The 18,766-nt window shown below is 37.8% G+C and carries 21 protein-coding genes and 1 riboswitch; of the genes, 3 read left to right on the forward strand and 18 right to left on the reverse strand.

Annotated elements, in window-relative coordinates; genetic code table 11:
* Positions 1–25 precede the first annotated feature (25 nt).
* The gene (locus tag PYW36_RS10730) at positions 26–898 is read left to right on the forward strand and encodes an oxidoreductase (RefSeq protein WP_103158716.1); all 873 of its coding nucleotides are present in this window, start codon (positions 26–28) and stop codon (positions 896–898) included.
* A 23-nt stretch (positions 899–921) separates the two neighbouring features.
* Here the strand turns inward: PYW36_RS10730 and PYW36_RS10735 are convergent, their stop codons facing one another.
* The 13 genes from PYW36_RS10735 to cntK form a co-directional block, all read right to left on the reverse strand.
* Entirely contained in the window at positions 922–1,473 is a 552-nt protein-coding gene (locus PYW36_RS10735; RefSeq protein ID WP_103158728.1) for a hypothetical protein, read from the reverse strand.
* A 77-nt stretch (positions 1,474–1,550) separates the two neighbouring features.
* Entirely contained in the window at positions 1,551–1,739 is a 189-nt protein-coding gene (locus PYW36_RS10740) for a hypothetical protein (RefSeq protein ID WP_103158717.1), read from the reverse strand.
* A gap of 27 nt (positions 1,740–1,766) precedes the next feature.
* Complete coding sequence (locus tag PYW36_RS10745) at positions 1,767–2,081, reverse strand: DMT family transporter (RefSeq protein ID WP_037575519.1); 315 nt, start codon at positions 2,079–2,081, stop codon at positions 1,767–1,769.
* Positions 2,082–2,402: a DMT family transporter gene (locus PYW36_RS10750; RefSeq protein ID WP_037575517.1), complete on the reverse strand. Its 321-nt coding sequence runs from the start codon at positions 2,400–2,402 to the stop codon at positions 2,082–2,084.
* Between the two features lie 49 nt (positions 2,403–2,451).
* Positions 2,452–2,556: riboswitch (guanidine-I (ykkC/yxkD leader) on the reverse strand.
* 685 nt (positions 2,557–3,241) lie between these two features.
* Positions 3,242–4,453: a staphylopine family metallophore export MFS transporter CntE gene (cntE, locus tag PYW36_RS10755; protein WP_037575515.1), complete on the reverse strand. Its 1,212-nt coding sequence runs from the start codon at positions 4,451–4,453 to the stop codon at positions 3,242–3,244.
* Between the two features lie 14 nt (positions 4,454–4,467).
* Positions 4,468–5,205, reverse strand: coding sequence for an ABC transporter ATP-binding protein (locus tag PYW36_RS10760; protein ID WP_103158718.1), 738 nt, complete (start codon positions 5,203–5,205; stop codon positions 4,468–4,470).
* Positions 5,199–6,017: a staphylopine uptake ABC transporter ATP-binding protein CntD gene (gene cntD, locus PYW36_RS10765; protein ID WP_037575511.1), complete on the reverse strand. Its 819-nt coding sequence runs from the start codon at positions 6,015–6,017 to the stop codon at positions 5,199–5,201. Before cntD ends, PYW36_RS10760 begins: the two co-directional genes overlap by 7 nt.
* Positions 6,014–6,880 carry a staphylopine uptake ABC transporter permease subunit CntC gene (gene cntC / locus PYW36_RS10770; protein WP_103158719.1) on the reverse strand — a complete coding sequence of 289 codons (867 nt, stop codon included), beginning with the start codon at positions 6,878–6,880 and terminating at the stop codon, positions 6,014–6,016. The genes cntD and cntC overlap by 4 nt, the downstream gene beginning before the upstream one ends.
* Complete coding sequence (gene opp1B / locus PYW36_RS10775; RefSeq protein ID WP_037575506.1) at positions 6,881–7,813, reverse strand: nickel/cobalt ABC transporter permease; 933 nt, start codon at positions 7,811–7,813, stop codon at positions 6,881–6,883.
* Between the two features lie 12 nt (positions 7,814–7,825).
* Positions 7,826–9,424 (reverse strand): staphylopine-dependent metal ABC transporter substrate-binding lipoprotein, encoded by a 1,599-nt coding sequence (gene cntA / locus PYW36_RS10780; RefSeq protein ID WP_103158720.1) that lies wholly within the window; start codon positions 9,422–9,424, stop codon positions 7,826–7,828.
* Between the two features lie 29 nt (positions 9,425–9,453).
* Entirely contained in the window at positions 9,454–10,746 is a 1,293-nt protein-coding gene (locus PYW36_RS10785) for an opine metallophore biosynthesis dehydrogenase (RefSeq protein WP_103158721.1), read from the reverse strand.
* A complete protein-coding gene (gene cntL, locus PYW36_RS10790) occupies positions 10,743–11,570 on the reverse strand; it encodes a staphylopine biosynthesis enzyme CntL (protein WP_037575500.1) in 828 nt (275 codons plus the stop codon). The genes PYW36_RS10785 and cntL overlap by 4 nt, the downstream gene beginning before the upstream one ends.
* 9 nt (positions 11,571–11,579) lie before the next feature.
* On the reverse strand, positions 11,580–12,389 hold the full coding sequence (cntK, locus tag PYW36_RS10795; protein ID WP_103158722.1) for a histidine racemase CntK: 810 nt from the start codon (positions 12,387–12,389) through the stop codon (positions 11,580–11,582).
* Positions 12,390–12,638: 249 nt separating this feature from the next.
* Between cntK and PYW36_RS10800 the strand changes: the two genes are divergently transcribed.
* The gene (locus PYW36_RS10800; protein WP_103158723.1) at positions 12,639–13,349 is read left to right on the forward strand and encodes a hypothetical protein; all 711 of its coding nucleotides are present in this window, start codon (positions 12,639–12,641) and stop codon (positions 13,347–13,349) included.
* A 44-nt stretch (positions 13,350–13,393) separates the two neighbouring features.
* Here PYW36_RS10800 and PYW36_RS10805 read toward each other — a convergent pair whose 3' ends face one another.
* On the reverse strand, positions 13,394–14,077 hold the full coding sequence (locus PYW36_RS10805; protein WP_103158724.1) for a YjjG family noncanonical pyrimidine nucleotidase: 684 nt from the start codon (positions 14,075–14,077) through the stop codon (positions 13,394–13,396).
* A 175-nt stretch (positions 14,078–14,252) separates the two neighbouring features.
* Here PYW36_RS10805 and PYW36_RS10810 point away from each other — a divergent pair, with 175 nt between their 5' ends.
* Positions 14,253–14,783, forward strand: coding sequence for a hypothetical protein (locus PYW36_RS10810; protein WP_142382076.1), 531 nt, complete (start codon positions 14,253–14,255; stop codon positions 14,781–14,783).
* A 43-nt stretch (positions 14,784–14,826) separates the two neighbouring features.
* On the opposite strand, the gene PYW36_RS10815 is transcribed toward PYW36_RS10810, so the two are convergent.
* From PYW36_RS10815 to PYW36_RS10830, 4 genes are all read right to left on the reverse strand, one after another.
* Positions 14,827–16,425, reverse strand: coding sequence for a coagulase domain-containing protein (locus PYW36_RS10815; protein ID WP_172458452.1), 1,599 nt, complete (start codon positions 16,423–16,425; stop codon positions 14,827–14,829).
* A gap of 516 nt (positions 16,426–16,941) precedes the next feature.
* On the reverse strand, positions 16,942–17,262 hold the full coding sequence (locus PYW36_RS10820; RefSeq protein ID WP_037575490.1) for an antibiotic biosynthesis monooxygenase: 321 nt from the start codon (positions 17,260–17,262) through the stop codon (positions 16,942–16,944).
* Positions 17,263–17,601: 339 nt separating this feature from the next.
* Positions 17,602–17,952 (reverse strand): DUF4064 domain-containing protein, encoded by a 351-nt coding sequence (locus tag PYW36_RS10825; protein ID WP_422784796.1) that lies wholly within the window; start codon positions 17,950–17,952, stop codon positions 17,602–17,604.
* A 350-nt stretch (positions 17,953–18,302) separates the two neighbouring features.
* A complete protein-coding gene (locus tag PYW36_RS10830; protein ID WP_103159594.1) occupies positions 18,303–18,734 on the reverse strand; it encodes a MarR family winged helix-turn-helix transcriptional regulator in 432 nt (143 codons plus the stop codon).
* Between the last annotated feature and the right edge of the window lie 32 nt (positions 18,735–18,766).

Genomic DNA, 18,766 nt, shown 5'->3' on the forward strand with positions numbered 1-18,766 from the left:
TGATTCAAATAAAGGAGCAACTGATATGACTACTTTAGCAATTATTGGTCCTGGCGCAGTGGGCACCTCCCTCGCACATGCGCTCGAAAATTGCCCGCTAGACGTTGATCTTTTAGGGCGACGCGATGAAACACTTACTTTTCATGAGTACGCCACCTCAAAAACACATACCATCAAAGTGAAAGCACTTCAAAATGCGAAAAAACGTTATGATTGGCTGATGATTGCGGTTAAAACGACACAACTGGATGCGATTTTACCTGATATTACGCGTTTGATTCATCCAAATACACGAATTATCCTTGCGCAAAATGGCTATGGACAACATCAAAAATTCTCGCACCCTCATGTCTATCCTGCCGTCGTTTATATTAGTGGACAAAAAGAGGCGCAACAAGTCACCCATTTTCGTGACTACCGCCTTCTTATCCAACAAAATCCTTCAACACAAGCACTTCAAGATATCGTGAAACCTTCCCAATTGGATTTGCGACTTGAATCTGATATTGACACTCACATCTGGTACAAATTACTTGTCAATTTAGGTATTAACTCCGTCACCGCATTAGCAAGAGAGACCGCCAAAGTACTCCAAGATGATGCTATGACAGAGTTGTGTCGTCATTTAATAGAAGAAGGGCGACAAGTAGCACAGGCAGAAGGCATTGATTTTGCGCCATCTTTAGTTGAGGACATCATGCACATCTATGCTGGATATCCTGATGATATGGGAACAAGTATGTACTATGATTTAATGCATCAACGCCCTTTAGAAGTTGAAAATATTCAAGGGTATCTTTATCAGTGTGCGATTAAGCATCAATTAAACACACCGCATCTCGCAATGGCTTATACACTTTTACATTACGAACATCAAAAAGCACAAACGTCTATTTAACTTTGACGTTTGTGCTTTTCACGTTACATTTTATCTTTTTCTACCGTTTGAATAAATTGAAGTTCGTAAACTTCACGGTCTTGATAACTGTTAAATTGGTCGATTTTTCCTTTTAAATAAATTGTTTGGCGTTTTCGACTTGCGTTATGCTTAAACTGAATTTTAATTTTCAGATTTGATTCATAACCATTTTGACGTATCGTGCTTTCTAACTCTTTAAACACTTGCTTGTTGATGGGCAACATATACCCTTCTTTGCTCGGTAAAATGCTGGCATATTTCTCTTGCAAAATATCATCTTCGTCTACATAAATCGCAATTTGCAGTTCCTTTGCTGCGCCAGCCCCCATATTATATAACTTTAAAAAGTCGTCGCCTAATTGTTCATTATCTCGATCTATTGTATTTCTCAATGTTAATCCATCACTGTCACGTGTCATGAGGATTTGATTAAATCCGAGTGCAGGTAGGAAACTCATTTTCATTTGATACAGTTGTATCGATACAGAAATAAAGTAGAATAACGCCATAATAAAAGTACCAACCGAACCCACGGCAGATAATATATTGATGATACTCATCTCATACCTCCTACATGTGAAAAGTTAGCCTTTGTGTTATTCCACGGTGTTCATTTTTCAAACGCTAACATTTAGCGATGTTGACCGAGAAAATCTTTCGGCATCATTGGATGCACTGTCCATGTTAGTAGTAATCCTAATAACACAGCAACTATCACGGTATTCATCCAATCAAAACCATGTCCTAAAACAGCCAATACCGTTAACACTAAAAATCCTAAAACACTCAAAATAAGCCATGATCCTATAAATTTCATCATCTTTATCTTCCTTTCTATTGCTTCTCGTTAACTTAATAATTTTAAACCTATCGTGCACGCTAAAATGACAAAAATACACGCTAAACGGAGTGCATTTTTACTTTCACCATAAAACAAAATCCCGACTAAGGCGCCTCCAACAGCTCCAATTCCAGTCCATACAGCATACCCCGTACTCATCGGAATAGATTGAAGTGCCAACGACAAAGTTGAAAAACTAAGCACAAAAGTAAGCGCGACCGCTAAAATTGCCCACTTTTTCTTTTGTACGGCATACATATTCATAAAAACGACACCTAGCATCTCAAATGCTCCTGCTAAAATCAATATGAGCCAAGCCATTTAGTTCGCCTCCTCTGTCGTCGCCATTTTCAAACCAATCACTCCTAAGAGCAGGATGAAAATCAATAAAATCTTTATGAAGTTAAACGGTTCTCCAAATATTATGAAATCCATGAGGGTCACTCCCGATGTTCCTAAACCTACAAACGTCGCATACGCCGTCCCGACCGGAAGATGTTTCGTCGCATTGAGTAACAGTACAAAACTAAGCGTGATGGCAACAACTGTCAGCAGCCACTCTAAAGGAGTGGTCGCATGCGTCAATCCAACGACCCATCCTACTTCAAAAATCGCGCCTACAATCACTTTCAACCAGTTCACGTTTCATCTCCTCCCAATAAAAGAACCTGAGAGACTTATGTATCCATAAATCTCCCAGGCTTTTGTCCTTCCGTGTCATGTGAAGTCCGTTTCACATGGGTTTTCTCTCGGACCAGACTATTCAACTGAATACGGAACCCTAGAAAACATTCACATCTATTCAATTTATTTAACGTTATATAGCGTAACACACTCCATTTCACGTGTAAACTAAGTGAAACGCAACACTAAAATCGCACGTCCTATAAAAAGACATATAAGATGCCTATCTGTCCTTTTTGGAAAAGTTTTTGAACATATAGAGAAAAAGTTAGATAATTTGAGCATTTTTAATTTGTTTCTAATGTTCATGTTTTATAATCATTACATGTTAGAAATTGAAAATGCTCGACTGTCTATCATTTTCCAAGTTTTGATACAGACAATCCTAATTATTTCAATTTCTAACAGCAATAATCCTCTTAGCACGTGCTATTAGTGTAGGCCGGAACCCCACTTCCGGTCTTTTTTAGTGTGCTCGTCTTACTAATATACCCTGTTTAGGTGCATTTTTTCAATCTTTCTCTATGTTTTTTAATAATTTATCATATTTTGTAGATTTTTAAGTGACGCAAAAGAAAAATATACATTGAATATAACCTTTTGTTTATCGATGAATTTTTGAATGATTCTTTAATAAAACACTTATGCGTTCCGTTTCCCGAATAATATGAAGGACGATGTAGCATAAAAACGAGCAATGATGACAAATATTCACCATTGCTCATAGAAATTTCTATATTTAAAATGTTTCATTCATTAGGGGGTGTTCTCAAAACTTCTTTTTGAACATTTCTTTATTATGAAACTCGTGTTGACTCGGTTTTATCGATAAATCGTGCGCGGCGTTCTATACAAAAGAGGGTTGTTGTCAGTAGCATGATCCCACAAATGAAGTACATGACTGCATAGTTTGTAAGGTCGGCAATCGGACCCATTAACGCGGAACCTAAGGAAACTCCTAAATCCGCTGTTGCAATAAATAAACCGAGCAACATGTTGCGTCCATATTTAGGCAGTTTGAAACTTAAGAATGAGGTCAGTGTGGGATAAATCAAGGCTTGGGCAATTCCAATTAATACGGCACTCACATAGAGGACAAGTGACCCAATCGTGTGCCCTACTGCAATACCCAATACTGCAAGTGTGAGTAAACTCATCACTTTTACCATAAATCCTACATGCCAACGTCCGTCAGAAGGAATATACTGTCGCAAGTAAAATCGTGCTAAAACGACGGTAATCGCTTGAATCGCAAGGAAAAGTCCCGCGTGGCCAACACCGTATGTCTGCGTATATAATACGATGAATGTTGCGACGGCACCAAACCCAATAGACGCCACTAACATAACTAATCCTGCTTTAAATAAAAATTCGTTTTTGAAAAATTGTAAAAAAACGGAGACAGGACCATAAGGAAGCGTCTCTTTCTTTTGGGGTTGAGGCTCATCCTGAACGTTTGTGTCTAACGTTGCGCTAAAACCAAATACCCCTGTCGTCACTGCAATGATAATCATCGCAACAGCAAAATAACTCATGTTATCCATTTGCCAGATACCCACTGCAATAAGCGGTCCGATGACCCCTGGTATGTATGAAAATAGCGAATACAAGGAAATCCCTTGCGCACGGTCTTCCTCAGGGAGGGCGTCAATGATTCCAATTTGTAAAGCCATAGAGAAAAAGGCCGTACAGACCCCTTGCATTACCCGGGAAATAAAGTAACCTTCTAACCCCGTAAAGCCATACATGATGAGGGCAATGCCGTTAATCACTAGGATGAGTCTTAAAATTTTGATAGGTCCGATGTTCGCAATCACATGGCCTGCCCACGGACGAAAGAGCATAGCTGTTAACATGTAGGCCCCCATGACGATACCAATCGTTGTATTCGTCGCGCCAAAGTCATGCCCCTTTAACGGGATCATCACATTAAGGATTGCATTTGCACTAAAGAAAAATAGCGCTAATATATAAAGCCTTAAAAAAGGCCAAGCAAGCGCGCCTTTCATTACGTCGCCTCCTATTATATAAGTTGTTTTTCAAGCAACGCCCGCGTATATTCGTGTTGTGCTTCATGAATGCGGTGTTTGGATAACGTTTCTTGGACCTCACCTTCTTTGAAAATCAGTAAACGGTCACATAAATACGTGGCTGCTTGAATATCATGGGTAATGAAAATATAACTGAGCTGATATTCTTCTCGTAAACAAACTAATAAATCTAATATTTGCGTTTGGATAGACATATCCAACGCACTAATCGCTTCATCTAGTACCAAATAATCTGGTTTTGTGCTAATGGCCCGGGCAATCGCTACACGTTGTGCTTCTCCACCAGACATCATTTGAGGATAACGTTTGAGAAAACTTTCATCGAGTCCGACCTCTTCAAGTAAACGAATCATTTCCTCTTGGCGTGCTTCTGCTGATAAATTCAATTGTTTGAGTGGCTCTTTCAAAATTTGTTCTACATTAAAGTATGGATGTAATGACGATTTGTAATTTTGAAAAACCGCACTCATTTGTCCTTGTCGCACGTCCCGTCGACAAACACATTGACCGTTAATTTCGACACGTCCATGATTCGGTTTTTCAATGCCAAGAATCATGCGACCAAGCGTGGATTTTCCGCTGCCACTTTCACCAATGATGCCAATACTTTCTCCTTTAGCACATGAGAAACTGACTCCTTTCACCACTTCTCGGTATCGACGCAAGCCTTTATCACGATAAGATTTTTTCACATCTTGAACACTTAGCATGGACGGTCATCCCTCACTTTTTCAAAATACGACGTCAATTTTTGACGGGCATTCACAAGATATTGTGTATACGCATGTTGCGGGTGGTCTAAAACGTCTTTTACCGGTCCATACTCAATCACATCGCCATTTTTCATTACGAGCACATCATCCGCAATATGTTTAACGACCGCTAAATCATGTGAGATGAAAATCATGGCACACCCGACCGCTTCTTTAATATGTTGAAATTCTTTTAACACTTCATATTGGGTAATAACATCTAGCGCCGTTGTCGGTTCATCTGCAATAATCAACTCCGGCTTTAATGCAAGCGCCATCACAATCATCAAACGTTGTAACATCCCTCCTGAAAGTTCATGAGGATACGCTTGCATAATCCGCTTGAAATCATGCAACCCCAGCATATCAAAATATTTTTTCAGTAAGGCTTGTTGCTCTGCTTTTTGCGTAATATGATGACTTTTTAATATCTTACGCATCTGATAACCAAGCGTAAATGATGGATTGAAGGCCGTTCCGCCTTGTTGCATAATCATCGCAATCTCTTGACCACGGATGCGCCGTAATTGTGCTTCAGTTTGGTCTAATAAAGAAATGTCGTTAAAATGCGCTTTACCATTCATATGAATGTTCGATTCATTCAATCCGAGCAGGGCTTTACACGTAATAGATTTGCCGCTGCCACTTTCACCGATAATCGCCAGTATTCTACCTTTTTCCAATGTGAATGAACAGTGATGCACAAGCACCTGGTTCGTATGGCCATCGATGAGCGTTAATTTTTGGACATCTAAAATCGGTGAACTCATGACATCACTCCTCTTTTCACACGTTGTTTTACTTGTTGTTTCGATAGCTTTGGATCAACCGCAATTTGAATGGCATCTGATAAGAAATTAAAAGCAAGGACAATCACAATAATGGCTATTCCAGGCGCAAACATCAGCTCTGGATGACTGAACATCACTTTGCGGGCCTCATTCATCATCATGCCCCATTCCGCAGTGGGCGCTTTTACACCTAACCCTAAAAATGAGAAACCTGAAATTTGTAAAATCATCGACACCATTGAACTTGAAGAGATAACGGCAATATCCGCTATGGTGAGCGGTAAAATATGCGTCACAATAATGCGTGTATGCGATAAACCAATGGCACGCGCAAATTTTACGTCATCAGAGTCACGATACTGCATGACACTTGTTCTAATGATGCGACAAAACCATGCCCAACGCGTAATGATAAATGCGACGAAAATACTTTTTAAACCAATACCGAGGACGCCAATTAAAGCGAGCGTCATCACATATGTCGGAAATGACAACATAATATCACAAGCACGCATTAAACAAGTATCCACCCACTTGCCAAAGTATCCTGCGATAAAACCTAGCACCATACCGATGAAAACGGCACAAAGGAGTGCAGCAAGTACTAACATTAGACTTGGGCGAATCGCATAAATCAGACGGGTTAAGATGTCTCGCCCTAAATGATCCGTCCCTAGCCAATGCGCAAGGGACATCCCTGCAAATTTATTTTGAATGTCGACAGCAGTAGGCGTATAGGGCGTTACAAAAGGCGCACAAATGCCTAATACGAGATACAAGCCAATCACAAAGAGCGCGAATTTTGCGCCGCGATCTTGCCATAAACGTTGAAGGACTATCATTTAACCGCCCTCCCTTAACTTAGGATTGAGCCACATATTAATGATATCTGCCAACGTATTCAATAAGATGAATAAGACAGAAATGATTAAGACGTAAGCTTGAATGATCGGAAAATCTTGTTCCATCACGGCCTTGACGCTCAGTTGTCCCATGCCTGGCCAAGCAAAGATATTTTCAATCACGACAGAGCCTCCCAAAATAATGGGAATCGACATACAAAAGATAGAGACCACCACTTGCATCGCATTACGAATGACTTGGAGGACAATCGTTGGAAAGCCAACCCCCATCGCACGTGCATACAACACATAATCTTGATCAAGTTGTTGAATCATTGCGCTTCTCACATTTCTAAAATAAATGCCAATGTAACCGAGAGAAATCGTTAATACCGGTAATACATAACTTTCTGGACCAGTTAAACCTGAGGTCGGCAATAAGTTCATACGCACAGAGACGTAAATAATTAACATCGCCGCTAACCAGTAAGACGGAATCGCTGTTAATACAAACGCCACGCTACGTGTGACACGGTCAAACCATGTCCCACGTAACAAGGCAGTGAGTGTCCCAAGCAAGAGAGACATCGTAATAATCACTGCACTTGAAACGAGCGTCAGTTTCAGCGTATTGAAGAATGCAGGCCACACACGTGTGCTCACTTCGTCACCCGTCACAAAACTTTGTCCAAATTTGAACTGTAACGCGTCTTTTAGCCATTCCCAATATTGCACGAGAAAAGGGTCATTCAGACCATACTTCGCTCGTGTTTCCTCAATAAGGCTTTGTGTAATATTCGGCACTTCTTGCGCATGTAAAATAACAACGGCTGGATCTTCATTGGATAGCCTAGTTAAAGCAAATGTAAGAAAACTGATGATAAGGAGCAAAGGCAGGGTCAGTAATAACCGTTTAACGATACTGTATCCCATGGTGTCACATCCCTATTTGTAATCCATTTGTTCAAATGGTAATTCGTATTGTGATTGTTTAAATGTAATGCCTTTTAAATCTTTAGGTGCAATAACCGTCATTTTCCCGTGTGAAATTGGGATAAAAATGGCTTCGTCGTGCACTGTCGTTAAAATGTCATGATACTTTTTATCTTGTTCTTTCGCATCTTGCGTTTTTAATGCGTCATCAATGTTTTGGTATAACGCTTCTTTATTGTCGATACCTGATGTGGCAGATTTATATCCAGTGTCTGCTTTAAACGCTGAAATTGTGCTTTGTGGGTCATATTGTAAGCCCCATGTTTGGTTGAATAATAAATCATAATCTCCTGATGTACGGCGTTCTGCAATTTTGTCTGAAGTTTCACCCACAATGTGTAATTTCATGCCAATTTCTTCTGCTTTCGCTTGGATAAATTCAGCTTCTTGTTTTTGAGAATTCGAGTTGTTGTCGTAATATAATTTCATTTCTAACTTTTGACCGTCTTTTTGACGCAACTCCCCTTTTTTCTCTTGTTTCCAACCGGCTTCATCTAAAGTTTTAGCCGCTTTGTTTAAATCAAATTGACGTTCAGGTAAATCGATATCTGCGTGAGGCACGTTTTTAGAGAACAACGTCTGTGCTGGTTTTTCTGTTTTATCTAAAATTTTATCTGAGATGCTCTTTTGATCCACACTTTGCCATAACGCTAAACGCACCGCTTTGTCTTGGGCTGGGCTGTCTTTTTTCCCAGAGTTCGCAACAATCATTTTTGTATTCATCGGTTGGCTGCGTTTTAATGCGTAATCACCTGAATCTGTAAGTTGTTTTACCGCTTCATTATCAATATTGTCTGCACCGCGGTCATCCGTAAACGCAAAGTTGACTTCCCCTTTTTGTAACGCTAAGAAAGAAGTTTCGCCTGCTGGTAATACTTTTGCGACAATACTTTTCAGTTTAGGCGTACCACCCCAATAGTCCTCATTACGTTCGAATGTCGCACTTTCATCTTTTTGATGATCTTTTAATTTGTATGGACCTGTACCACTGAACGTTTTCAATCCCTCTTTCGTCCCGCCATTTTTAAATGCTTTTGGAGAAACAAACACATAAGGTCGTGTCATCGCAAGCTCTTCTAACGTCGCGTTGTAAGGTTCTTTTAATGTTAAGACAAAAGTATGGTCATCTTTGACTTCCGTTTTATCGATAATCGTTGATAATTTAATCCATGAATGAAGTGACTTGTTTGCTTGAACTGCGTCAAAGTTCTTTTTCACTGCTTCTGCGTTAAAGGGTGTGCCATCATGGAATTTAACTCCTTCACGTAAATGGAACGTGTACGTTTTACCATCTTCAGAGACCTCCCATGACTTTGCGAGCAGAGGTTGAATGCCTTTTTGTGTATTATCTACTAATGATTCGTACACCATGCCTTGTGCTGACATCGATCCACCGTAGACGTGGGGGTTCATATCCCCAATGTCTTTAGAAGTGGCGTACGTAATATTTTTGTCTTCCTTCTTTTGTTCAAGTGCCTTCGTATTGCCACAAGCGGCTAATACCACGAGTGTCGTTAATGCTAAAATAAACCATTTGAATGTCTGTTTCATGCTCTTATTCCTTTCATTCCATTTTTTACTCAGTGTGCGTTTAGCCCTTGTTGAATACAGGTCATATCGTCTTCAAACGCTTGTGGAAAAAATTGCTGTGATTTCTTTAAATGCGGTTGTTCGGAGTTAAACTGTTGAAGCGCTGTTTCATAGCGACTGAGTAAAACATCAATCATCGGTGTTTCAATATTGAGTGTGCGGCCGAGGCCTTGTATGATTTTTGTTCGGTAATAATCTTCATACGGCATGCGTGGTATTTCCCATATACCTGCTTGGTTTTGACTAATTTTCCGGAAAGGGACGGCAGAAAAATCATCATAAAAACCTTGCACGTCCGGTGTAGAAAAAGGATCAATCAATATTCCCGTATAACGTACATACAATAAATACTCTTGCTCAATGGCAGGAAGTGATTCAAATTGTGCAATACGTGACGTATCCATCGTTTCAGGACGTAAGGGGTAGTTTTCTTCCACCATAAAGCGCAATAAATTCAACGGTTGAACATCCATTGCTTGTAAAATGGCGGAAATCTCTTGCCACATCTCTCTCATTTCATGAATCAAATCCATCGTAATTGGGCCTTCTGGATATAACTTGTAAACGTAAAAAGGCACCTTTGTTCCGTAAAATATCGCCTGTAACGCATGTGTGTTCATAAAAAGTGCTGGATGCACATATAACGAACTGTTGCGTGATTCAGCCTCGATAGCATCCGACACACACGTAATCGGCAAATCAATTTGTGCGAAAAGTTGCGCTAAACACGTCATCCATGCTGACGACGCCTGTGAAGAACCAAGATACAAATGTTTCTTTAATCCCATCGTCATCACTTCATGCGGGTGATCCGCATTCGTCACTCGTGTATCACCTAAATACGTCGAACAACTTATGACTTCCACATTCGGTTGTATAGTCTGAAGCGCGGCGCGTACAATTAAGTTCGAGCCCATCGTCGGTGACACGAGCAATACACTTTCAACCTGTTGTAACACGCTATCAGGCAATTGTCGTAATGTAGCGGTGTAGGCATCAGCAGTACACGCTAACACGAGCAAATCAAATGTCCCCTCAACCGCCTCATACGATGGGAAAACGTTACTTGGGGTCATTTCACCGGTCAATTTGAGGTGTTGCTCATTTTGAACCGTTGCTTTAACATATCCTGCCTGACGCACTGCATCGACAAATTGTTTTGAACGCATAGAGACGTGGCTCCGACTGACAAAGGCCACTTCAGCTTGAAGATAGCGATGAAAAAGTACCCCTAACTGTACTGCCACAGGGCCTGTCCCCATGATTAAAATACGCGTCTTCATGCGCCCACACCTTTCACTACATCTGCTTTTTGATATAAGGCAATATCGAAAATTTGATTTGGCTGAATGACTTCATCGACACACACCCATTGATGTGCGTTTGTCTCTCGCTTCGGATAATTAAAAATCGATTTTAAGTCATTGCCATAACGCATTGACACTACAGTCTCTGGACCTGTGAGTGCATACAGTTGTGCTAAAATATCGTATTTCACTGGGACGGTCGAGCTAAAAATGACGTGCGTCACTTCTTGAATTTGTGGCAGTTGATCGACCGTCGCCTGATACAATTCGATCGAGGCTTGCGGCGCTAAATCGGCCACAATTTGACGGCCATATTCAATCGCTTCTGCATCAATATCAATACCAATCACTTTAGCCCCCGTTTCTTTCGCTATTTGAATGGGGGTCATCGGAAATGCACCGGAGCCGACTAACAAGACCGTATCATTCGCAGTGATAGCGAATTGACCAAATTCTTCCTGAATACAATGTTCAATGTTTTGAAAATACGTCGTTTCAGTCGCTTCGCCTAAAATGTGACGTTTCGCACGTAAAACTTCCATTAATTTCACACATTTGGCTGTAATATCGGCAAGGGCTGGCACAATGCTTGGTGGGTGGGCTTGTGTCTGCTGCCAATCATGAAAACGCGTCGTATTGTTTTCATTTAATATGTATCGACTGAACACATCGACTTCGCGTTCAAGCTCTGAAATTGATTCAAAATTAAGGGCAACTTTTTGATAATGTGCCACAAAATTCCGATAAAACGTTGCAAGTTCTAGTTCCATTTCTGTCTCGAGTTGGATATTTTGTGTCATAATACTCTCCTATTCTATATAAGCCATTCCCGTCGCGACGGTTTTAACGTTTCCCCTTATTGAAATGTGTATCTTCTCCTTAAGCGTTACATAGGTGCGCAATGCCCCACCCGGTTGATGTACAATGACATCCGCTTGCCCCTTTGCTTCGTGCAAGGCTTCAAATACGCCGATAGAACCTGTGCCCGAGCCACAACTTTGTTCCCAAATCACACTGCCAAGTTCAGGCACATAAATGAGTGGATACAATTGACGTTTCGAAACGTGATACAGCAGTATCCCCACCGTTTTAAAATGATTCGGCCACACTTCAGAGGTGACGAATGCTTCCACTTGTTGACGCATCCTTTCATCATAAATTGTTATTGGAACAACAAAATGACAATAAGAGGCATACTCAATTTTTAACGCATCGACATTTTCATCACCTAAATGTACAGAGATCCATTCATAACTTAAAGGTGGCGGTAACGTCGCCTCATAATCCCCTAATCCATGAATCACGCAAGTCGTCGGTTCTGTCACCCCTGAAACTTGAAGGGATAACTGACCCTCCTCGACCCACTGACGCTCTTTCAAGTAATGCAACATCGATAATGTCGCATTACCACAAAACTCATTGCCACTCATACGTAAATGGTAGAGATCGTCTCCTGATTGTGGCTTCAAAATAAAGCCCACCTGTTCACAACAAACATGTGACGTTCGCATTAACTGATTCGCAATCCTCACATAGTCCGTGCAATCATGTTCAGAATCTACTAACACCGTCATATTTCCAGACGGATTAAATTTAGAAAAATGAACAATATCTTTCATCAACTAATCTCCTTTGAAAAGCAATTGTTCAATGTACAAATCGTAATGATAACGATTTAAGAACATAATACTTATTTTAAATAGTTCTGTCAATAGTGATAATCATTATCAATTAAACAAATAAACGAATTTCGAATCTTTTTCTTCTATATCATGAGCAAGCTAGAAAATGTGAAAATTTGATGACACAATGTAAAGAAAACATAGTAAAATAATGTAGAACAATATAAAAGAGCGAAGGGGATATCTATGAAATTAAAGTCAATCTTATTTCTATTGTTAACGAGTGTTTTATTACTTTCTGGATGTAGTCTTTTTGGGGAAGACGACAAACAAAACACACAAACAGAAGAACATAAAAAGAAAGATAAAAAAGAACAAGACAAGAAAGAACCAGAGAAGAAAGAAAAACAAGCTGATGAAAGTTCTAATGATGAAAATAGCGGTGAAACCTCACAAGATAATACACAATCTTCTAATGAAACAGCAACATCTCAAAAGAAAAATTTAGATGTGAACAATGTGACAGATAGAGCATCATTAGAGGCTATTATTTATGGTGATTATAGTGAATATGACAAAATATTAGCTTATAATAGCGCAGTTGCAAATGGTATTATCCCACAAGGTAATGTTATGGAAGGACCTGCCGCTGCAGCCTATGAAAGCTCATTGCGTATCGAACGCGGCGAAGAACAATCGATCTATGAAAAACACCAACAAGACGCCTCCACAAGCGAAGATGTTAACGCTGAAATCAATGCGGCAACAACTAATGAAGAACGTATTGATGCATTACGAAAAAAATACAACGGCGGACTTTCATCTGGTGAACTTCAAACAAAATATGCTATCGAACAAGGTTACTATGATGGCGAAGACGCTGAAGAAGTTTATAGTGAAATCCAACGAAGAGAAGCAGATATCGCTGCGGGTAAATACGACCATTACCAACAATAAAAAAATAGGCAAGAAGCTCTTTATTGAGTTTCATGCCTTTCATTTTACAGAATCTGTTGAATATCTTTCATTGATTTCAAAGTATAAGTCGGTGTAATTGGCGTATTGTTCTCCACATTGCGATGGTTATACCAAACGGTATCTATGCCTCCATTCATCCCACCTTGAATATCAGAGGTGAGAGAATCACCGATAATGATAAAATCTTGTTTTTGAAATTCTGGCATCGTTTTATAAACGATATCGAAAAAATCTTTACTCGGCTTTTGTGTCCCCATCTCATCAGAAACAAACAAATGGGCGATATAATTCATTAAATCTGTTTGGGCAATACGTCGCTTTTGCGTGTCTGTCACACCATTCGTCACAATGGCTAGCGTATACTTCGTCTTTAAATAATCTAGCGCCGCTTCCACACCGTCAAGCCACTTAATTTGTGCCGTCGCTAAACCATCACGAAAAGTAACATCCGCTTGATGCCCGTCGACCTCCATCTCATAATACTTAAATGTTTCAATAAATCGATGACTTAACACTTCTGCTTTTGTAATCTCTCCACGTTGGAACGCTTCCCAATGCGCTTGGTTGATTTTTTTAAACATCTCATAATCCCTTTTATGCGTAGGCACTTTATAGTGATCCATCAAATAAGCGTACGCTTGAACCTCCGCATCATGAAAATCTACCAACGTATCATCAAAATCAAGTAAAACTACCTTGTAACTCATTATGGCCACTCCCGTTACTTCGTCATTTAGCGCTATTGTAACAGAAAAAACGTATTAAAATGAAGTCTGCTCTCTAAAACACCATTATAGTCTTCAAGAGTCAAAGTCATCCTCCCCTTTTCTCATTCATAGTATACTGTACAATATAGAAAAAGAAACAAAGGGGATAATGATGTTGATTAAATATTTAGGAACTGCGTCACTCATAAGTGTATTATTACTCACTGGATGTCATCAAGACGAGAGCAAAGAGAAAAACAAAGAATCTACTTCTAAAATCACACAAGAAAAAAGCACAAAAGAAAAACAACAAGAGAAAACCTATTCGAATGAAACTCAAAGTGTTGAACCGATGACAAACCAAAGTAGTGAAACGATGAACCAAAATATGAACGAAACTAATGCTTTACCCAATAACTCAAACGCAACTACGTCTATCCCAAATAACACAAATGAAACGAGTCACACCTCTTTACCAAACGGAGATGCTATGTTTGCCATGCCAGGTACAGAAGACAGTAACGCATCAGAGGCTCAACGAGAATGGGAAGCTCAAAGAGCACAAGACTTATCACAATCTGAAGGGAATTATAATGAAAGTTGGAGCACTGCAGATCAAGCGCATGCTGAGTATGAAACTTTAAAATCCGGGCATCCTGGAATGGCGAACGATACGAGCGTACCTATGGAGCCATTTCCTGAATAGAAAAGACTAGCTTTTTATCTGCTAGTCTTTTTTGGCTATCTTATTAATATTGGCCGTTATAGATTTTATCAATTTGTTTATTTAAGCGAGCTTGTTGCGCTGGGTCTAACGTTTTTACTTTTTCACGTGCAGCCACAAGATCTTGTGCAGAATGTGAGTTCACATATTGATTCACTTTTTCTTCTGCTTCTCTTACAAGGTTACGCTTAATTGCTCGTTTGTCACGATCAGTGTAACCAGAAGTATCACTTTCGCTGTAACCATATTTATAGCCTGATTTTTGATAGAAAGAAGATTGATCAATATCTACAACGTTTGATTCTGTAATGGTTTCTTTAACTTCGGGCGTAGTGTCTTCAGTTGTTGTTTGTTTTTGGTTGTTTGCACCCTTTGCCTTAGGTGTTGTATCTTCAGTAAATTCAATTAAGTTACCGTTTCCACCATATTGATTTGACGGTTTAGAGTCAGCGTCCGTTGTCACATGGTTTGATTCACCACTCATCCCTTTTAATGCAGGTTGTTGACTTTGACGCGGTGCCATAGGTAAAGTAAATGTTTCTTCACGTTGTTTTTGTTTTAATACAGGTTGTGTTTGTCTTTCAGTCGTTACCGTATAAGCCGGAAGCTGTTGTGTCGGTTCTTTAATCACAAGTTCATTTTTTGAATCATGATGTTGCTTTAATTGTTTATGAGGAAAAGCTTTCGGATTATCTTTATATGATTCCTTTTTCATTGATTTCTCTTTAGCCTTTTTATTAGCTTCAGCTTTGGCTTTTCTAGAGTTTTCAGTGATTTTAGCTAAACTTTCCTCAGCTTTCTTTGCTCGTAATTCTACGTTAGGATCTCTAAAACGTGCATCTTCTTTTGCTTTTTGAGCGTCTTCACTAACTTTTTTAAGAACATCTAAGTTGTCTTTATTTTCTTTAGTTAATGGCTCTATTTTAACTGGCCTTTCTAATTTAATATCTTTAAAAAATTCATCAATTATCGTTTCCAGATTGCCACTCATTTCGTCTAACATTCTTTGATTAGTTGGTAACTTATCTCTACGTTCTTCAGGAGTAGTACCAACTATCAAATCTAATTTTGCATATAAATCTTCTCTTGCATCTTTGTATGCATTTCCTCCGAATGCTCTAGCTGACATTAAAGCTTGATCTTCCAGATTATATATTAAATCAAGACCTTTATCGAACTTATCATCATCAAATCTTTTTAAATCTTTATGTTCATTTTCAATTTTAGCAGCTCCACTCATAAAATCTTGTTTATTTTGTTCTAATGACTTACGAATGTTATTATATTTTTCAACTGTCATTCCACCATTAGAAGGGTGTCCTTTTAGAATAAGTTTATTAAATGCATCTAATTCCGCTAAAAATCTATCTTGATATTTTTGATATGCATCTTTATATTCTAATTCATCATAACCGCCATGTTCATTTAATGATAAATTTTGAGTTAGTAATTTAAAGTTATCTTCGTACTTTTCCCTAGTAACACTATCACTTCTATTTCCTACCATTTTTAAAGTCTCAGACTCGTGTTCAGTCTTCTTCACCACTGCACTTGCATTGTTATCAAATATAAAATTAGACGCTAAAATTGCGCTTGCTGATAATACTAATAATTTCTTTTTCATTTTGTTCTCCTTTAATTTAAATAAAATAACCCTTGTCAAATTCCCTCCTATTTGACGCAGCTTTTCGATTATATAAGCTTTGTCCAACATAAACCATTAAGTGTTGGTTAACCTAATATTAATTCTAGTTTAAAATAGTTCGTTTCTAAAAATTGTAGTACACTTTCATTTTAAATCCTCAAAAGTGTAGTGAATCTGTATGTTTTGGTTACATTCTACACTTTAGAAATCTTTATATACCAAGAATGTCTTTAAAATGACTTATTTAAAAGATATTTAAGATTTTTTGACTGAATTTTAAGAAAATTTAGTCGTATTTTGTATTTTAAATATTCCACTTATTTTTAACTATTTTACAGAGCTGTCTTAACTCTGTGTTATTTTTAACTCAATAAAATTTAAAAACGTAAAATAAAAAGGCTAGAAGATCTCTAGTATCCTCTAACCTTTTGTGATTATAAATTCTAATTTTATTACGTATTATAGTTAAAATTTTTCATCAGACGACTTGATGATTTATTCATCATATTTATACGCAATCGTATATGTTGTGACCTTATTGTTAATAATTGGACTCTCTTCGTTCCCTTTATTATTTCTTGCTTTTTGATGAGCCTCTTTAAATGCATCTGAATGTAGCCAGTTTTTAAATGCATCCTCAGACTGCCAAATTGTTAAAATTTTGACTTCATCATAGTCTTCAGTTTCATTTGTGACCGTCACTAACATATCTTTAAATCCTTCGATGGTGTCGATGCCTTGTCTATTTTTGAAGCGTTCCACGACACTTTCAGATTTCCCTTTTTTTATTTTCAAACAGTTTTCTGCCATAAACATAAGTCATCACTCCTTAGTGCAATTCTATTAATTTGTATATAATTTATATTCAATCAGTTCATTTAAGTTATTCTTCAATAAAAATCATATTATTAAACGCTCAAAATTTGAAATATAATGCTTTTGGTCTTCGGAATTCTTAATTCTATCAAGCATTTCTACAATTCTTATTTTGTGTAGACCTCATCAATTTAATCTTACAAATTGATGTGTGACGCACCTATTAACTGTAAATAATAGATTAATAAAAACAACCAAAAAAGGACTAAAGACATTAAAATGTCCTAGTCCCAAAACAAATATTTATTGTAGGTAACAATTTATATACTTAATTGATTATTACTTTCTAATTAAAGCAAGAATACCTGCTACTAGAATTAAAATACCTGATAAAATACCAAAAAAACTAATAAGAACAAAATTTAGTATTCCACCTACTACTAAAATTACTCCCATAAGCACTCTTTTTTTATTAATAATACAACTTATGATTAATGTAATAATACAGACAATAATTACAGACACACCTAACCCTGTAGCTTGTCCACTATCAGCAGCTCCAAATTCAGTCCCAATACTACCGGCCATAATTGCAAATAGACCACCAAGAATACCAAATACACTACCCATAATTCCAAGTACCATTTCTGCGACTCTATTAGTCGGTTTTGAATAGAATTGCTCGTTCACAAATAAACTCCCCTTTAACTTTAAATTTGTCAAATAAATCAGTCAGTCATAATAACATATTTCTTTCCAGTTATTTGCACTTAAATTATATCCTATAAAACTTACCGGCACAATAACATTTTACTAATATAATGAAAATTATACAGTTAATAAAAACAATTTAAATTGAGGTGTTTAGATTTTGCCTTTTTCCAACAATCTAATGAGTCAAAAGAATAAAACAATTCTAATCTTTAGATTTTATAATTAAGTAATGTCACATAAGGACTTTAATTGATTGTTCTAAAAAGCAGTATGAATAGCCCTATTAAAGCTTAAGAACCATCCATACTGCCTTTTACAATATTTTGTTAAAGATCAAATTCATTTTTAAGCGTCTGTTCAATTTTGATAAGTTCATTTCTAACGCATTGATATTCTTGAACATCCATAATGGACTGTACGCTATTTTCTAATTTATCGCATATTTCTTTTTCATGTCGCTTTGCTTTATCTGTTAAATGAATTTCTAAAAATTTCTTGTTTTTAATTCGTTGTATCCAGCCTGCTACTTCAAGTCTTTTCAATAATGGTGTTAATGTATTGCTAGAAAGATCTAGTTTTTCACCCAATGATTTGACAGTTTGTGGGCTTTCTTCCCAAAGCGCAAGTAATACTAGATATTGAGAAAATGTAAGTTCATAGTTTTTTAATTCTTTTTCATAAAATTTATTTAGTCTTCGGTTTAAATTATAGACCGAAAAACAGAGTTGATTCGATAATTTTAATTCTTCATTGTACATAGCCCGACCTCATTTTACAGAAACGACCTTCT

Source organism: Staphylococcus chromogenes, assembly GCF_029024625.1.
Taxonomy (GTDB): Bacteria; Bacillota; Bacilli; order Staphylococcales; family Staphylococcaceae; genus Staphylococcus; species Staphylococcus chromogenes.

Bases quoted from the DNA above. Each gene is read 5' to 3' on its own strand.
- PYW36_RS10730 (WP_103158716.1), top strand. From the start codon at position 26: ATGACTACTTTAGCAATTATTGGTCCTGGCGCAGTGGGCACCTCCCTC.
- PYW36_RS10830 (WP_103159594.1), bottom strand. From the start codon at position 18,734: ATGTACAATGAAGAATTAAAATTATCGAATCAACTCTGTTTTTCGGTC.
- PYW36_RS10785 (WP_103158721.1), bottom strand. From the start codon at position 10,746: ATGAAGACGCGTATTTTAATCATGGGGACAGGCCCTGTGGCAGTACAG.
- cntL (WP_037575500.1), bottom strand. From the start codon at position 11,570: ATGACACAAAATATCCAACTCGAGACAGAAATGGAACTAGAACTTGCA.
- cntK (WP_103158722.1), bottom strand. From the start codon at position 12,389: ATGAAAGATATTGTTCATTTTTCTAAATTTAATCCGTCTGGAAATATG.
- PYW36_RS10815 (WP_172458452.1), bottom strand. From the start codon at position 16,425: ATGAAAAAGAAATTATTAGTATTATCAGCAAGCGCAATTTTAGCGTCT.
- PYW36_RS10820 (WP_037575490.1), bottom strand. From the start codon at position 17,262: ATGTTTATGGCAGAAAACTGTTTGAAAATAAAAAAAGGGAAATCTGAA.
- cntD (WP_037575511.1), bottom strand. From the start codon at position 6,017: ATGAGTTCACCGATTTTAGATGTCCAAAAATTAACGCTCATCGATGGC.
- PYW36_RS10800 (WP_103158723.1), top strand. From the start codon at position 12,639: ATGAAATTAAAGTCAATCTTATTTCTATTGTTAACGAGTGTTTTATTA.
- cntC (WP_103158719.1), bottom strand. From the start codon at position 6,880: ATGATAGTCCTTCAACGTTTATGGCAAGATCGCGGCGCAAAATTCGCG.
- PYW36_RS10760 (WP_103158718.1), bottom strand. From the start codon at position 5,205: ATGCTAAGTGTTCAAGATGTGAAAAAATCTTATCGTGATAAAGGCTTG.
- PYW36_RS10805 (WP_103158724.1), bottom strand. From the start codon at position 14,077: ATGAGTTACAAGGTAGTTTTACTTGATTTTGATGATACGTTGGTAGAT.
- PYW36_RS10740 (WP_103158717.1), bottom strand. From the start codon at position 1,739: ATGATGAAATTTATAGGATCATGGCTTATTTTGAGTGTTTTAGGATTT.
- opp1B (WP_037575506.1), bottom strand. From the start codon at position 7,813: ATGGGATACAGTATCGTTAAACGGTTATTACTGACCCTGCCTTTGCTC.
- cntE (WP_037575515.1), bottom strand. From the start codon at position 4,453: ATGAAAGGCGCGCTTGCTTGGCCTTTTTTAAGGCTTTATATATTAGCG.
- PYW36_RS10745 (WP_037575519.1), bottom strand. From the start codon at position 2,081: ATGGCTTGGCTCATATTGATTTTAGCAGGAGCATTTGAGATGCTAGGT.
- cntA (WP_103158720.1), bottom strand. From the start codon at position 9,424: ATGAAACAGACATTCAAATGGTTTATTTTAGCATTAACGACACTCGTG.